The organism is Shewanella sp. c952 (genome assembly GCF_019654975.1).
Lineage (GTDB): Bacteria > Pseudomonadota > Gammaproteobacteria > Enterobacterales > Shewanellaceae > Shewanella.
Map to the genome: position 1 here is coordinate 87,362 of NZ_BPEW01000008.1, position 16,117 is coordinate 103,478.

At 42.9% G+C, this 16,117-nt stretch carries 17 protein-coding genes; 6 read left to right on the forward strand and 11 right to left on the reverse strand.

What is annotated here, in order from left to right; genetic code table 11:
* Positions 1–39 precede the first annotated feature (39 nt).
* Positions 40–1,521, forward strand: a complete 1,482-nt coding sequence (locus K5R16_RS08090; RefSeq protein WP_220737035.1) for a YdiU family protein — start codon at positions 40–42, stop codon at positions 1,519–1,521.
* A gap of 87 nt (positions 1,522–1,608) precedes the next feature.
* On the opposite strand, the gene K5R16_RS08095 is transcribed toward K5R16_RS08090, so the two are convergent.
* Both K5R16_RS08095 and K5R16_RS08100 read right to left on the reverse strand, forming a co-directional pair.
* Complete coding sequence (locus tag K5R16_RS08095) at positions 1,609–2,100, reverse strand: hypothetical protein (protein WP_220737036.1); 492 nt, start codon at positions 2,098–2,100, stop codon at positions 1,609–1,611.
* Between the two features lie 11 nt (positions 2,101–2,111).
* Complete coding sequence (locus K5R16_RS08100; RefSeq protein ID WP_220737037.1) at positions 2,112–2,930, reverse strand: cytochrome c3 family protein; 819 nt, start codon at positions 2,928–2,930, stop codon at positions 2,112–2,114.
* Positions 2,931–3,565: 635 nt separating this feature from the next.
* On the opposite strand from K5R16_RS08100, the gene K5R16_RS08105 reads away from it, so the two are divergent.
* The 4 genes from K5R16_RS08105 to K5R16_RS08120 all read left to right on the forward strand — a co-directional run bounded on the left by K5R16_RS08105 (position 3,566) and on the right by K5R16_RS08120 (position 5,789).
* A complete protein-coding gene (locus K5R16_RS08105; RefSeq protein WP_220737038.1) occupies positions 3,566–4,315 on the forward strand; it encodes a winged helix-turn-helix domain-containing protein in 750 nt (249 codons plus the stop codon).
* Positions 4,308–4,832: a hypothetical protein gene (locus tag K5R16_RS08110; protein WP_220737039.1), complete on the forward strand. Its 525-nt coding sequence runs from the start codon at positions 4,308–4,310 to the stop codon at positions 4,830–4,832. The genes K5R16_RS08105 and K5R16_RS08110 overlap by 8 nt, the downstream gene beginning before the upstream one ends.
* Positions 4,833–4,972: 140 nt before the next feature.
* On the forward strand, positions 4,973–5,485 hold the full coding sequence (locus K5R16_RS08115; RefSeq protein ID WP_220737040.1) for a hypothetical protein: 513 nt from the start codon (positions 4,973–4,975) through the stop codon (positions 5,483–5,485).
* 97 nt (positions 5,486–5,582) lie between these two features.
* Entirely contained in the window at positions 5,583–5,789 is a 207-nt protein-coding gene (locus tag K5R16_RS08120; RefSeq protein WP_220737042.1) for a hypothetical protein, read from the forward strand.
* Here the strand turns inward: K5R16_RS08120 and K5R16_RS08125 are convergent.
* Positions 5,786–7,165 carry an ATP-binding protein gene (locus K5R16_RS08125; RefSeq protein ID WP_220737043.1) on the reverse strand — a complete coding sequence of 460 codons (1,380 nt, stop codon included), beginning with the start codon at positions 7,163–7,165 and terminating at the stop codon, positions 5,786–5,788. The two genes, K5R16_RS08120 and K5R16_RS08125, sit on opposite strands and share 4 nt — an antisense overlap.
* A complete protein-coding gene (locus K5R16_RS08130) occupies positions 7,158–7,844 on the reverse strand; it encodes a response regulator transcription factor (protein WP_220737044.1) in 687 nt (228 codons plus the stop codon). Before K5R16_RS08130 ends, K5R16_RS08125 begins: the two co-directional genes overlap by 8 nt.
* Positions 7,845–8,041: 197 nt before the next feature.
* Here K5R16_RS08130 and K5R16_RS08135 point away from each other — a divergent pair, with 197 nt between their 5' ends.
* Positions 8,042–9,262, forward strand: coding sequence for a hypothetical protein (locus K5R16_RS08135; protein WP_259649803.1), 1,221 nt, complete (start codon positions 8,042–8,044; stop codon positions 9,260–9,262).
* Between the two features lie 46 nt (positions 9,263–9,308).
* Here the strand turns inward: K5R16_RS08135 and K5R16_RS08140 are convergent, their stop codons facing one another.
* The 7 genes from K5R16_RS08140 to torA all read right to left on the reverse strand — a co-directional run bounded on the left by K5R16_RS08140 (position 9,309) and on the right by torA (position 16,106).
* Positions 9,309–9,641, reverse strand: coding sequence for a TM2 domain-containing protein (locus tag K5R16_RS08140; protein ID WP_220737045.1), 333 nt, complete (start codon positions 9,639–9,641; stop codon positions 9,309–9,311).
* Positions 9,642–9,930: 289 nt separating this feature from the next.
* On the reverse strand, positions 9,931–10,176 hold the full coding sequence (locus K5R16_RS08145) for a YdcH family protein (protein ID WP_220737046.1): 246 nt from the start codon (positions 10,174–10,176) through the stop codon (positions 9,931–9,933).
* A gap of 488 nt (positions 10,177–10,664) precedes the next feature.
* The gene (locus tag K5R16_RS08150) at positions 10,665–11,306 is read right to left on the reverse strand and encodes a LiaF domain-containing protein (RefSeq protein WP_220737047.1); all 642 of its coding nucleotides are present in this window, start codon (positions 11,304–11,306) and stop codon (positions 10,665–10,667) included.
* Positions 11,307–11,534: 228 nt separating this feature from the next.
* Complete coding sequence (gene catB / locus K5R16_RS08155) at positions 11,535–12,167, reverse strand: type B chloramphenicol O-acetyltransferase (protein WP_220737048.1); 633 nt, start codon at positions 12,165–12,167, stop codon at positions 11,535–11,537.
* A 203-nt stretch (positions 12,168–12,370) separates the two neighbouring features.
* Positions 12,371–12,655 carry a hypothetical protein gene (locus K5R16_RS08160; RefSeq protein WP_220737049.1) on the reverse strand — a complete coding sequence of 95 codons (285 nt, stop codon included), beginning with the start codon at positions 12,653–12,655 and terminating at the stop codon, positions 12,371–12,373.
* Between the two features lie 302 nt (positions 12,656–12,957).
* The gene (torD, locus tag K5R16_RS08165; RefSeq protein WP_220737050.1) at positions 12,958–13,617 is read right to left on the reverse strand and encodes a molecular chaperone TorD; all 660 of its coding nucleotides are present in this window, start codon (positions 13,615–13,617) and stop codon (positions 12,958–12,960) included.
* Entirely contained in the window at positions 13,614–16,106 is a 2,493-nt protein-coding gene (gene torA / locus K5R16_RS08170; protein ID WP_220737051.1) for a trimethylamine-N-oxide reductase TorA, read from the reverse strand. The genes torD and torA overlap by 4 nt, the downstream gene beginning before the upstream one ends.
* Between the last annotated feature and the right edge of the window lie 11 nt (positions 16,107–16,117).

Sequence of the window (16,117 nt, forward strand, 5' to 3'; positions counted from 1 at the left end):
ATAAGAATGGTTTATATTTCACAAACAGATGGATATTTGATGAGCAACAAAGTGATTGATTTAGGATTCGATTTCGATAATAGCTATGCCAATGAACTTGAGGGGTTTTATGTCTCTTGCCAAGGTGATAAAGCGCCCACTCCTGAGTTGGTGAAGCTAAACATTGCATTGGCTGATGAGTTAGGGATCAGCAATCAAGATCACGCTCAGTTAGCCGAAGTCTTTTCTGGCAGTGAAGCGCCGCAGGGCGCTGCGCCATTAGCACAAGTTTATGCCGGCCATCAGTTTGGTGGATTTAGCCCGCAATTAGGTGACGGTCGCGCTTTGTTGTTAGGGGAGGTGCTTGATTCAAGCGGTAAGCGGCAAGATATACAGCTAAAAGGATCTGGGCGTACTCAATTCTCTCGCGGTGGCGATGGTAAAGCGGTACTTGGCGCAATTCTACGTGAATATATACTGTGTGAGGCCATGCATGCTTTAGGGATTGCTACCACTCGAGCATTAGCGGTTGTAACCACGGGTGAGCCTATTTATAGAACGCGATATTTACCAGGAGCTGTACTTACTCGGGTTGCATCAAGTCACATTCGGGTGGGTACATTTGAATACTTTGCTTCGCAAGGAGCTGAAGATAAAGTTAAGCAGCTGGCCGATTATGCTATTGCACGTCACTATCCTGAACTTAAAAAAAGCCCGCAACCATACTTAGATTTAATCTGCGCTGTACGTGATAAACAGGCGCAACTCATCGCCCAATGGATGTTAGTCGGCTTTGTACATGGAGTCATGAACACAGATAACATGACCATAAGCGGTGAGACTATCGATTACGGTCCTTGTGCATTTATGGACGATTATGATGCTCGTGCGCTATTTAGTTCTATCGATCAAGATGGGCGTTATAGCTATAGTAATCAGCCAGCGATGGCGCAATGGGATCTGGCTCGTTTTGCTGAAACATTATTGCCATTAATTAATGACGATTCAGATAAGGCGATAGCACAAGCCACGGATTCGTTAAAAGCCTTTTGGGATGAATTTAAATCTCACTGGCTGCAGGGGATGCGCGCTAAGCTTGGTATGGTTGTCGAGGTTGAAGGTGATTATGAGCTTTGCGAACAATTACTGGCAGCGATGCAAGGGCAGAAGGTGGATTATACCCAGCTGTTTCGTTTGTTAGCCGATGATCTGCTAACAGACAGCAATGATGCTGAATCGCTCTTTACAGACTCAAGTTTATTTATGCAATGGAAGCCGTTATGGCAAGTCAGGTTAGCGCAAGAGTCATTCTCTGCAAAAGAGAGTGCTGAGCTGATGAATGCCGTTAACCCAATTTACATTCCGCGAAATCACTTAGTGGAAGCTGCTATCGAGGCCGCGGAAGAGCGCGGTGATTATCAACCATTTGAAGTAATTGTTAGCGTATTAGCCAAGCCTTTTAGTAAGCAAAAAGATAAACAGGAGTATGCTCAGCCAGCTCCAGCAAGCTTTGGTAAGTTCACTACCTACTGCGGTACTTAGTCTCTCCGTTTTTACTAAAAAAACCACGCAATGGAATAGTTCATTGCGTGGTAGTCGAGTACTAATGCCGAGTTGCAGGGTGGGGCATCAATCTAAAAACGCTAGCTCTAGGTGTGCTTTTTCACCTTTAACTTCGACGGCGACGCGATAGCTGTCAATGGCATCCTTCCACTCAACTGAATCTAGAACAAGGCTGTATTTACCTGATTCTGCTTCCGTTATTGCCATCGTGCACTCATCATCAGCAACACAGTTGGAATGGTTAACTTGATGCCAGCCAAGCTTATATTTTACTGGTGAATCACCTTCTTTAGGGTAACCCATAACAATTAAATTAAAGGCACTGGCATCGGTAACAAGCATTTCATCGTCACCGGTAAGTGTTAATAACACATTGCCTTTTTCTGCATCGACGGTTGTTAGATTAACGCTCAAGGTTTCAGTGTCATTAATCCCAATTGTTGATACTGGTGGCTCGACTGGTGGTTCTACTGGTTTGTTGTCGTCATCATCACTACCACAACCGAGTAAGAGCACAGAGCTGAGGCCGATAGCGCAACATAATTTAGTGTGTTTCATTATCATTCCCCCTAGTTTACAAAGTGGCCTGTATGGCAGGTATCACATGCCATGTTAGTTTTCACACTTGGTTGGAATGTTGATTCTGACGTATGGCAAGTTTGGCATCCAGCAACCGTGTCTGAAATTGGATGAGGATTTGCTGTGTCACCATCAAGAGCATTGTTTAGCATTGTGACTAATTCATAAACAATTGATGCGGATAACTGCTTACAGCGCATACCTTTTTGGCTAAACGACTTGCCATTTTCTCTCGCCCAGAGGCTAATTGAAGAGTGACACATAATGCTATTGGCTGATGTTGGCGTACCGACTTGATCGAGCGTTTCAGTCATATCTGCACCAATGCCAGAAATAAAATCAGCAGTTTGCAGCGGCAGCTTCTCACTTTCGTAGTAGCGCATAGTTGGGTTAAGGATGCTATTAGCTGATTCGCCATTAATAGATAGCAAGTTAACGAGCATGCCTGTCGCGTTAATATTACCGCAAACTGTTCCTTCACCTAACATACCGGCATAACCATAGTGCGCCATTGCTGTAGGCACTTGTGCAAATTTCTCTGCATCTGGTGACATTGATGTTGCTAAGCTTTGAATGATGCTGTCAAACACTTGGAACATACAACCGTTACCTGTTTCGTAGGCTAGCTTGGCAACAGTCATTGGATCTAACTTAGCGTAGGCAAGTCGAGTACCTACTTCGAGTTTCCAGTCACCTGTGTTACTAGTTACGGCTGCAATTACAGGGTTCGCAATAAGTGCGCCGCCAGCGGCTACTGAAGAGATACCAATGATACGGTTTATTGCTTGTCTTCTATTTAATGTTTTCATCGTTTCACGTCCCATTTTTTTATAAGTCACTCAATACTTAGGTTGAGCGTTTTGAATTAGCTGCAGACTATTGATAGCTGGCTTAAGTTGCTGCCAGATTTCATTGCTGCATTGGCTTGAGGTAAGCATGACAGGCGTGAAAAACAACGATGAGAGCTAGTTCAAAGTAATTTTGGGGGATCTAACCGCTATGATGGTAGATAGCTTTGTTGATGTTTTATCTCTTTAAGTTGAGCTATTTCGAGTTAAAATACCAACATATTGCACTATGTTGGTTTGTAATGCTGATTACAGGGTTTTATCCTACTTATTATCATTGGTATTTATTGATCTAGATCTAATAAAGCGTTGAATGGTTATATATTTATATTATCGACTTGTAATTCTTTACTGATTTATTTGCTTGACTTAATAGTCAGGCGCTAGCCAGATTTTGTATTAACATTAAGTAGATAAGTGCATTGCTTATTAGTGGTTTATAACATTGACGAGTTCTACATTATTGGCATTAGTTAGAACTAATGCATAGTTGTCAACAAATTATGCAAGCTATGACTAATTTGTGATTAGCTAAAGGTTTGTTGGCTCCTAAATCCAGTAAACTGGCTTTAGACTTCTATATGGACGCGATTGATATGCGATTAAAAACCTTTGAGTTTGATATTGCTAATAGCCAATTATTCAACACTGAAACTCAAAGCTCGTTTCATCTAACTCGTACCGAATGCCAGGTACTTGAACAACTCGCTAACCACCCTAATCAAGTCATGAGTAAAGGGCAGCTTGCCTGTGCCGGTTCACAAACTGCTGTGATGAGTGAGTCAGCAGTTGCTAAGGCGGTTTTTACGCTACGGAAATACTTTGGTGAACAGCACGAAGACTTGATTGAAACGCTACCGCGCAAAGGTTATCGACTCAATATTCAAGTCCCAACTGCAAGTTGGTCAAAGCGCTCAAAAGCCAGAAAAAAGTACCTCGCTTTAACGGTTGCTGGGCTGCTGTTGGCATGTATTGCAGTCGTCACCGCAATGCATCAATACATATTGTTTGAGAGTGTCGATGCACCGATTAAAAACAGCCGTAATCTAGTATTAGATAACGGTGAAGAGGTGCTACTGACTTGGCTCGAATCGCCACGTATTAGATTGCGCCAAGAGGTTCCCATCGAAGAAAAAGTCATCGCGGCATTGAATCGTTGTCCACATCTAACATGGCAGAGTGTAAATCTTGCCTTTTCTAATGATATGCAGGTACTCAATGTATCAATGCTTGGGAAATCAGCGAGTGGTGAAACATTGTTGAGAAACATTAAGACTATTGATTTTAGCTTGAGCCCAGAGTTCATTTCAGAAAGCTGGCTAGAAGAGGTATCTCTCTGTGATTAAGTATTTGAAAGTTGCGCTTAGCGGCGCGCTGCTAGCACTTGTGATAGGTATCATCGTGCTGCAGCACATAAAGGCCACAGAAGTTGATATTGTGCTTTCTTGCCGTAATGAGTTGGTGGCAACGAATCCACAAACCCATGAAATTGAACATCACTCACTGATTGCTGATTTCGCATTGCAAAAGCGCTCGGCCAGTATCAGTTATCGTTACTTCACCACAGACGGTATTCCTATTGCTACTCTGCAGTTAAAAGGCGACATATTGAGTGCGAATAAAGATAAAGATACCTATATTCTTAACCTGGTGAGTAGTGAGTTGATCCGCCATAACAGTGAACTATCATTGCCGCTGCATGGGACTCATTTAGAGGCTTTTGCCAGTCGTAACATCACCAAGCAAGGGGTGCATAATCTAACAATACAGATTGTTAGTCGTGACGAAGCGGAAAATACGGCGCTGTTGTACTTTTTACCCAGCACTAATATCTGCGCCTGTAGTTTAGTGACTATGGGGTAATAAGCTGCGGTTAAGCTTATGGCTTGCTGCATCTTTTTAGTTTTCTTTACACTCCTTTGCTTTTCTTCGACTTTTTTTCTACTTCTCTATTTATATAGTCACTTTTTGAGTGTTTCGGATAACAGAAGAGAAATTTTATTATGATAATCAAACGTCAAAGGATCATCCTAACCGGTGCCTTTACTCTATTATTGGCCAGTGCGACAGTAAGTGCTATCGCGGCAGAAACACCGTCTGTGGAAACAAAGCACTGGATAACTCAAGCACCTAGTCAGATTGTAAAAGATAAAAGGATCGAGCAGTATCTGCGCGGCTTCGATCAACCTATGTGGGAAGTTGGGGAACGCTATCAGCACTTAGAGCAAGCCATAATCGATAGCAACTTCGAGCTTGCGTCATATCATTGGAATAAGATAAAAACTACGATTGAGAATGGTCTTATGAAACGTCCAGCGAGAAGGCAAAATGCTGAGGCTATACTGCTTAATCATACTTGGGGTGAGGTGAGTAAAGCTTTTGCTAGCAAAGATATATCGCGGGCAAAGCTAGCTGTGGTTAAGGCCAAGGCGGCATGTATGGCATGCCACGCCGCGGAAAATGTAGCATTTATTAATAACCAACCACTTTTCACCCAAAACAGTGATAACGGCTAAACGAGCCAAGCTCTACTATAATCTTACTCATTGATTTACTTAAATCTGGTTCGCTGTACTGTGAGCCAGATTTAACGTTTAGATAGTGGTGGCAAATATGACTGAACTTAAAGTGACCCGTGTCGGTAAAGGACTTGGGTTAGAACTCCCGCAAGAGATTGTTGAACAGTTACACCTTGGTGCAGGCGATAATATTTGTTTAGAAAATATAGGCCATGGCTGTTTTCGACTTCGCAGTCAAACAGATATGCAGGCTGAGCAGATAGCGTTAATAGAGGGCTATATGCACGAAGAGGATGCTTAACTAATGTTGCTTAGATCGCAGCTAAAGCAAGCGCCGCCTAACTTACTTTTACTCACTTTGAGGTTGCAACGCATGCGAGCGGCCGCAGCTTTAGCTATCGCGAGCCCTAAACCTAAGCCACCAGTTTCTAAATTCCGACTCTTATCTATTCGATAGAAAGGCAAAAAGACGGAAGTAAAGTTTTGCTCTTCTATTCCTATTCCATCATCTTCGATAGTTATATTTATCAAGCTGGGCAAGGCTTGGTTTACCTTCACCGTTACTTTTACTTGGCTAAAGGCGTATCGAAGTGCATTAGAAAAGATGTTGTCGAACATTAAGCGAAGGTAAGCTGAATCGCAGTTGAGCTGAATATTGGGGAGTGTAGCAACTATGTCGATATCATTATTAACACGGAGATGCTGGATTCTACTTTGTATATACTCATCAAGTTGAATGGGCGAGCATTTTTTTGGTTCTTGAGCGGTCTGCTCTGCATTGAGTTTTGAAAAGGTCATGACTTGACTAGTCAGTTTATCAATGTCATCGATATAATTATCTATGTTATCGAGTAGGGCTAACTCTTCAGCTTGCTGTTTGCGTTGACGCAGAAGGCCTGTTGCTAGTTGAATACGGCTCAGCGGTGTTCGCATCTCATGGGGTACCGCTTGGGCAAAAATTTGGTTCTCGTTTACGGTTTCAGTAATTGAATCAGCCATTTTATTAAAACTACGCGCTAGTTCATTGACTGGTTCTGTATAATCCTGCTTGGCTCTAATATTTAGCTCACCTTTGCCAAATCTTTGATTTATTTGTACTAGCTGATTTATTTGAGCCTGTAGTTTTCTAACTGAAAAGTAGAGCGTTGTACCTATTACCACAACCACTACCAGTAATAGTAAGTAAGGAACGACTTCAGCCGGGTCATTGCGAATCAATACAAAAAGACTGTCATCATGCTGCCTGCTAGCTCGGGGAGAAAGCACGCTATTGGCTTGTTTGTCAGAGATTAAAATAGCCCCTTTTCCTTGAGAAAGTGGATACACTGCAAGCAGTTGGTCATCGGTCAATTTGTAAATCGATGTACCTGCAATCTTGCTCAAAAAATCACACGTTGAGCAATGTTGCTTTATGTTCCAGTTTTCTTGCCAGCGAACATCAAAGCTAGCGTCATACTCAATTGGCGTTAAGAGTAGCTGTTGCGCTGATAGACCACTGCGGTGCATATCAGCACTAATTTCTGCAAAAGTTTGAAAGCTATCATCATAAAAATCGATAACATCACTCCGCTCTAGGAACTGCTCACTCAGGTAGAAAGTGAGTAACACGCTGGCAAATAATGCAGCAAGTAAACTGATATAAAGCCGCGTAAATAGTGGGGGAAATATATTAGTCATTGATTAACATATAGCCTTTGTTGCGCACGGTGAGAATGGTTTGATAGGGTAGAGCATCATCATTGAGTTTTTTTCGTAGACCTGAGATCCGCATATCGACGGAGCGATCGTTGAAGTCGTAGGTAATTCCCCTTAGCGTTCGGCAACAATCCTCTCGAGAAACAATGTTCCCAGCGTTGTTAGCGAGTAATAGCAGCATTTCATATTCAGCCGTTGTCAGCGGTAGAATTTGTCCATTGAAGCTGACTTGTTGCTTATTCGTAGAAATTGTTATTTTCCCAACCTGTATCAATTCGACGTGTTGAACTATTTTTTGATAGCGACGCAAAAGATTCTCAATTCGTGCCAGCATGACATGGGGTCGCACAGGCTTGGTCAAGTAATCATCGGCTCCAAGTTTTAGTAAGCTTACTTCGCTAATATCATCGCAACAAGCAGTCAGAACCAATATGGGGTGCAGATAGAATTGTCGCAATTGTTTGCATACAGATACTCCATCAAGACCTGGTAGCATTAGGTCTAGAATGACTAAATCAGGTTGTGTTGCTAATACAGAGTGTTTTGCTTTCGAACCATCAGCGATGATATGAGTGCAGTAACCTTCTGCTTCTAGGTACATAGCAGTTAGGCGAGAGATCTCTTTATCATCTTCAATGATGAGTATTTTAGCTTTACTCAAAAATATACCTCAGTATTACGTTCAAGATGCGGGGATAAAGGCCAGAGTAGATAGTGCTAATTCTACAGAGCTTTATTGGAATTAGTAGTCCGCTTACATTCGCTTACATAACCTCTGCACTGCTTACTTAAGCTTACCCAGAGCGCCAAACTAATGTGCTAATTTCATTCCTCAATATTAGATGTAAGGGGAACGACATGGTAACAAAGGCAGTTGTAGCGGGACTAGTCAGTGCAGGATTTTTAGCTTTAGTCGCTTGCAATTCGGAATCATCTAAGACTTCAACAGACAACAATAACAATACAGAAGGGTTGTCAGCGGAAACCAAAGCGCTTGGAATCGAGGCCGTACCTGCATCGCTATCATCAACCTATAGCACTGCGCTTCAATTTAACCGTTATACCAAGGTTGTAGCGCCAAATAATAAACCGATTCATATCATCGCTCAGGACAAGCTAGCTGATAACCAAATAGTGCGTGCTAGAGCCATTTTAAATCATTATTTGACGGATTTACCAGGCTCTACATTTGGTAGTGATAAATCATCAGTGGCCAATAAAATGGCGATAAACGGCGCAGTGCTATTACTACTCAATGGCAGTGACGATGGTAGTAATGCTGCCACTAATCTCGGTGGTCAGCCACTTTACCAAAATGAAATACAAGTAGAGGGAGGCACTTGGTATATCAGTCAGGATTATGAACAACATCGGGATGCCAGTTTTGAAGAAATATTGCATATGGTGCATGATTATGGCATTGGAGTTGATCAAAATAGTGAATTTGTTGGTGCAGTACCGGGATTCCAAGCTGAGATCCGCTCAGCTCAAATTACAGCACTTAATGACAAGTTATGGGGCGGAGACGCGAATTGGATTACCGAGCTGACTGCAGAGAACAGTTTAAGCCAAGAGTATTTAGCCTCAGTTGTTGATGCCTATTATGGCCTTTGGGGGGCATGGACCGGTAGTGAAACTCACAGCATGTGGGGTGGATATATTGCTAAAACACGGGCTGAAATGAAGGGGGAGGATCCATTAGGCGCGGCACTGATGGACAATCAGTTTTTTCATTCTTACCTAACGTACAATGCGCGTATTGACGCCAGTTTTAGTGGTGACTTTAGCCTGAAGTTTAATCCTGAATTAGGCTACACACATCATTCTCAATACTTAAAAGATATCACTTTAACCGGAAATCAAGCCAGTAATGTAATAGTGAATCATTTCGATAATAACATCACAGGCAATAGCGCCAACAATCAGGTCAAATTCAGTGGTAACTCTTCACAGTACAGCATTGATAAAAAAGATGATGGTACAACAACAATTACAGACATGGTGCGTGATAGAGACGGCTACAACACGCTAAACGGTATTGAGCAGGCTGTATTTATCGATAGCAGCATTTCTTTGTAACTTGGCTTACCAAAGCCGCTGCATTAGCGGCTTTATATCAATGTTGTTAACTCACTCTGCGCGAGTAACGCTGCTCAAAGCTAAATGCACTCATTTTAAAGGTGCGGACGGCATCAACCCAACCCACTATAAAAGGCACAAGTGTCCAACTAAACACTAGGTATAGGCTGCCTTTTAGATGCTGTCCTAAGTAGAACTTATGTATCCCTAAGCCGCCAAACAGAATGCTAAACCATACCGTGAGACGTTGGTTTTTGATGCGAATATCGGGATCAACACCACAGAGAGATTCCAGCCCTTGTGCAGCCTTGCAGTGTGGGCAAGCTGTTAGGTTTATCTCAATCTCTTGGTGGCACTGAGGGCAATTGATATTCTGCATCGCTATCTCCAATTATCAAAAACACATTATGAGTACAAGTGTGCGCTGAAATATAGGTGTGCAGTTCACACTATCAAAATAAAGCTCATAGGATTGATGAGTTAAAGAGAGGCTTGCTGAAATTGAACTTGGGCTATTGAAGTGTTTAGGAGGGCAATGCATATGTCCAGCGCTGTTTGCCTATATCAATTGATATAAGCAAACTTTCTACTCGTCGTCTTTTGTTTGTTATCGATAATATTCGCTGGCTAAGGGCAATGAAATGATATCTCGATAGAGGTTAGATAGTTTACTGGTGATGCTCTTTTAACTTCTGAAACAACACATCTTTTAGGTTGGCGCGCTGTACTTTGAGTTGGTGCATATGCTCGTCATCAGTCGGGCTACCGTCAATTTCTAGCTGACGAATTTCGTAATCTAATAGGTGATATTGCTTGGATTGTTCTTCAAAGGCTGGGTCTTTATGGTTCAAGTGGACAATGTCTTGTTTAAATTCTGGGAAGTCAAAAATAAGCGCGTGATTTTCATTTAGCATAGTTACTCCTGAAATGTGAACTACAACGTTGTTACTCTCCACATTACAGCATTCTTGATTTTATCAAAGGCTAAATTTAGCGATTTTAGTGATCTTCCTAACAAAATTTATTCGCCTTGTTTAAGCCATTAAGTAAGGCCGTTATCACGCCGGCGAAAACACAATTGAATTCGCCTCATGAAGTGTATTTAGCCATGTTATATCGTTATACCAACTCCATTATGGATTTACTCAGTTCAGAGCTTTCTCAGGGCTTTCAACTCAAGGCGCGTTGGTAAAGAAATGGTTATTCCCTTTTGAGACAATGCAACGTAGCAGTGAAACTCCTGAGACGCTGACAACGTGCGGCTGATATTTAAGGCATAGGGAAATCACTTAATACAGCGCATGTGCCATTCGATAGAGAATAACTATTAGCGACAAGCCACTGACTTGTCTACAGTGATTTAAACTTCCGCTGAATGAGCAACTCTTTAATGGAGTTGCTATTAGCTAAAGGTGTCCTTTAATTGATTGGCAAAAGCGATAAACTTCTCTTTAATCGTGCGCTTTACTGAAACAGATAGACTGCCGAGAATGACTTTACCTTCGATGGTAATGATAGGTGCTTGGCGGTTCGCCATCGACGGCGCACAGTTTTCAATACTACTTACAGCGCAGTAGGTTTTACACACCACATTGACATTCTCAGGAATAAATACCGTTGCACTGCCTAAAATACAGTTAAGTTTTATGGTGATATCTTGGTGCTGAAAAATAGCATCGGTAAAGTCGAGTGTGGTTTCGCCCAGTACATTGTTAACTTGAATTGTTCTAGGGACTGCCCATTGGCCACTGCGTTCATTGTTGCCAAGCACACAATTGATATTGAGTGTGTCATCTTGCTGCTTGCTAGTGTAATTGGGAGTGAATTGTTGATCTTTCTTACTGCTGTACTCATCGTCTGCAGAAAGCGACAAATCGGCCACTAAGTCGAGTAATTCTTGGTGAGATTCACTGGCCATCGCATCATCGAGGCGGCGCTCAAACGCTTCTGCGGAGATGATTCCGTGACTGTAATTCACAATCAGCTTATCGATGACTTCTTCTCTAACCTTTTCAATTGGTCTATCTTCTAATGTGACAGGCATATGCCGCTCCTTTGGCAATTAGTCGTTATAAAGATTACTAATTAAGCATTTTGTATACCAACCTAACAAATAGTATTTTAATCAACATGTTGCGTAAATATTATTGCTTGCCTGAATTAATATGCTGTGATTAGTTGGCTACTTAGTTAAACATAGCACTAAAAAGTGGTGTTTTTAACTGCGGCTGTTATGGATAAGCATATTGCCGAATTGGTGACGAGGTTAGCGTTATTTTAATTGAAGAGCCTGCCAATAATCATATAGAGCAGCGATATTTGATGAACACATTAGTGGCACTGCAGGTTTGAGTTGCTCGTCTGTCCAAAGCCACCATTGCATTTCGAGTAACTGAGATATTTCTGTTGCAGAAAATCGGAAACGAATGTGTTTAGCTGGGTTAGAGCCCACAATTTCGTAAGGTGCAACATCTTTGGTCACGACAGCGCGGCTGGCAATAATAGCGCCATCACCAACGTTGACGCCACTCATTATCATGGCTTCACTACCAATCCAAACATCATTACCAATAACGGTATCGCCAGCACGTTCAAAACCATCAATCCCATGACTAAAGTTTTCATGATCCTGATAGAAAAAGGGAAAAGTACTGATCCACTCGTGTTGGTGGCCTTGATTGCCCGCCATCATAAATACCGCACCGGAGCCAATGGAGCAGTAGCTACCAATAATGAGCTTATCGATGTCAGTTCTATCCGCCATTAAGTAGCGTGCGCAATCATCGAAACTGTGGTTGTGGTAATAGCCAGAATAATAGCTGTGCTTGCCAACGACAATGTTTGGATTGGTGACTTGCTCTTGCAGTGGCTTACCCACAAATGGGCTTTCGAAATAGTTGTTCAAGTTATAAAACCTTTAGTTCTAATGCTGGCAGTATGTTTAATCAGTAATTAGCACTGGGTGATGACACTGGTAATTGTTGGCTCTCCGGAAGTTTGCCAATGGTACTCAAAATAGCAATTAGTTGCTTTTACTTCTGCGCCACTAGGCTTATTTTTCGGCATTATACACATGTGCCACTGGTTGCGAAGAGATCATAGCTGCGATTATTCAGCTTTTGCGGAAATTCGGTTAATCACTTCATGAGCTTCTTTTAAGCTGGCGCCTGTCTCTTGGCGATATAACCGAATAGCGGTTAACTTTTTACCTAAGGTAATCGCCGTTAACACATCTTTAGAGACGTGGATATTTTCATCAAACACAATGCCATTATTCTCTAGCAATGTGTCTATTTTATTTTCTATGATTTTTAATTTGCTATCTGTTTTTTGTATATGGAAAATGCAAAAAACGAGCCCTAAAATAACGATGATTAACAGTGGTTCATCCATGATGTATCGATTCCTTGTCCCTTGAGGTTTTGTTACGCAGTGTCTTCAAATTGAGCGTTATAAACTCACTTGTTCTGTATAGCACTTTTGATTTACTTAGGGAAGCGGGCGGCAATATTGTTTAGCGATTAGATAGAGAACATCGTCAAAAATAAACAGCCCTAGTCAAAGTTTTAAAACTGAGCGTTACATTGGCAAGTGGATTAAATTTAAAGGTAGCGACAAAAATGCCGATAGTGGACAGTCACTATCGGCATGTAATTTAGGCTGGTTCAGCGCTTAGGAATGAGCGCCAATTAAGGTTAACTTTCGCTTTCCAGCCACTCTAGATCTGAGTTAACCCAAGCAAGTGTCAGTTGCGCTAAGGCGATATAGAAATTGCCAGTGTCGACCTTGGCGACTTTTGCTACAAAAGTTGCTAACCAATTAGCGAGATTGTCGCGAATAAACTCAAGCTGCTCTTGGTTGCTGCTATGCATATTGATATGCGCCACATAAGCCAATATTACCGCTAGGTGATCGGCAGGCTCAGGAAACTCACTCTGTACCTGCAGCTGACTCTGTTTTAAAAACTGAGTCATCTGCTGGTGTTGCTCACCAAATAACAGCGGTTCATCAGCCTTATTTGTTGGCTTTTCCGTTGCGGAATTATCGACTAAATATAGGCTGGCGTAAGGTGAGGCACTGTGCTTAGTGCCCACCAAAAATAGACCGCAATAATCGGCAGCAAGCTCCAATAAAGCTTTATCACTATTAAGCTTGGCAAACTCGGCAACAAGCACCTCAACATCAGCTTTAAAGCTAGGTTCAGCGGCTAGTTGTGACCAAAACGCTTGTGCCTGAGTGCTGGTTAACTCATGCAGTGTTTTATGGTCGATCTCCTTGGCAAACAAAGATGAAAGTAACTGGTAAATGGTACTTCTTGCTTGGTTTACTGGGTTCGCTGCTGATCCTGTGCTCATAGTGCTATCTCAACTGGTCCGCTAAATGAACTAACATTGGGTAATTTACCTTGATACTTTTCAAATTCAACCAGGCAGGTATAGGCAGAGCATGCTTGCGCCAGTTTTGATGTACCAATATCTTGGGTTAAAGTATTTGGATCGCCGTAGCTACATAGTGCGCCAATTTCTGCGCCACCCTCTTTGCTACCGTCTTCGCCAACGGGACCATACCAAGCGCCTTCGTGAATACGAATAACTCCTTTAGGGAAATTATTTGATACCACTGCACCCGCTAGTAGCTGGCCACGGTCGTTAAACACTCGTACCACATCACCTGCTTTAATACCGCGTTTTTTAGCGTCATCAGGGTTTAAATAAACCGGTTCGCGACCGTTAACGGTATAGGTTTCACGGAACTGCTCAGATTCACACATCTGTGAATGCAAACGCTTATCTGGGTGGCAAGACTGCATCCATACCGGGAATTTTTCAGAACCAGGCCCACCGTGGCTACGCTCTGATTTTTCCATCCAAGTTGGGTGGCCTGGGCAGTCATCGTAATTATATTGGGCAATCTTACGGCTAAAGATCTCAATCAAGCCTGATGGAGTGCCCAGTGGGTTGATCTCTGGATCATCTCTAAATGCGGCGTGACGTGTCCAAGGCTTACCTTCACCAAAGTGCACGTAACCCTGTTTCCAGAACTGGTCAAACTCAGGCATCTCAAATTTACCCGCGTTAGCATTTTTACAGTCAGTGTATAGCTTATTTAGCCATTCACGCTCGGTCATGCCGCGAGTGTACTCTTTCTCTTTACCCATAATACGGGCAAAGCGAGTGAAGATTTCAAAGTCAGACAAGCTTTCATAAAGTGGCTCGACCATCTTCTGCATTGCTAATACGCCACGGTTAGCGTAGCTACCATAGACATCAATATCGTTACGCTCAAAGGTTGTGCATGCAGGCAGAACAATGTCAGAGAAACGACAAGTCGCCGTCCAGTTCATGTCGATAGTGACCACACATTCAAGCTTTTGAAATGCTTGCTTCATGCGGTTACGGTCTTGATGATGGTTCCAAGGGTTGTTGCCTGAGAACACCATCATTTTAATATCTGGGAAGGTGACTTTGCTGCCATTTGAGTCAATGGTTTTACCGGGCTCAAGTATCGCGTCTATCCAACGTGCAACAGGTATCGTGCTGCTGGTGCCTTTAAAGTCATTGCTATCAAACAGTGGCTTTTGGTCTTCATCCAAGTTACGCGGGAAAGCGCCCGGCGCTGCTGCACCAGATGATGGCACACCAATGCTTGAATAATGGTGACCATAGCTTATGCCGCCGCCAGGTAAGCCTATTTGACCTATCATGGTGGCGAGCACGGCTGCCATCCAATAGGGTTGCTCACCATGTTGCTGGCGTTGGATACACCAGCCCATGAGCATTTGGGTGCGGCTCTTTGTCATTACCTTGGCGAGATCTCGAATGATCTCAGCAGAAACGCCGGTGATCTCAGCGGCCCACTCTGGTGTTTTCTCAACGCCATCGGTTTCGCCTTGAATATAAGGCAAGAAACGGTCGAAGCCTAAGCTGTAACCTTCAATAAACTTGGTGTCATGAAGGTTCTTTGCCACCATTTCGTGGGCAATACCTAACATTAACGCTACGTCAGTTTGTGGATTAACGTATAACTGCTCACAACCTAAATACTGTTGGGTTTTAGTGACGACAGGATCGATGCTAATAACGCGGATCTCACCTTTTGCCACTTTCTCTTTTAGCTCGGCAAGGTAAGCATAAGACTCATGAGTCTCAGCATTCCAGCCCACTTGTAGGTTCTTGTATGGATCGTTCGACCACAAGATAATTGTCTTAGAGTTCTCAAGAATAAGCGGCCAAGACGTACCTTGGGCATATACCTCTGTAGAGCCTAAGATGTAAGGCAAAATAGTTTGCCCAGCACCAGTAGAGTAGTCGCCGACCTTCTTAACAAAGTTGCCATGCATGCCAACAGCGCGTTGCATATGGCTGGTGCTAGAGTGCAGTTGACCGGTTGCACGCCAACCGGTTTGGCCTGCGTGTAGTCCTGATGGACCATACTTAGTTTGCACTTCATCAAGTGAGTCTTTAAATAGCGACAGTGCTTTATCCCACGTGACACGTACAAAGCGGAAGTCGCCACGTTGACTAGTATCACTTTTATGGCCTTTCAGTAAAAAGTCCAAGCGAACCATTGGGTAACGCACACGAGATGGGTTGTAGACTAAACCCTTAACGCCGTTAATCATGTCAGTCGGATATTTATCACGGTCAAACGGGATGACCTGATCAATCACGCCATTTTTGCGCTTCATCTTGAATGCGCCAAAGTGTGAACCTGTGGTCAACCATCCATCACTGGCTTTTGCGCCTGAGGCCGCTAAAGCATTTAACGGTGCTAAGACTGATGAGCCGCTAAGTACAACATATGAGGTGCCGACTAAGCCTTTTAGAAAATCTCTTCTGTTCATAATCTGCAGTC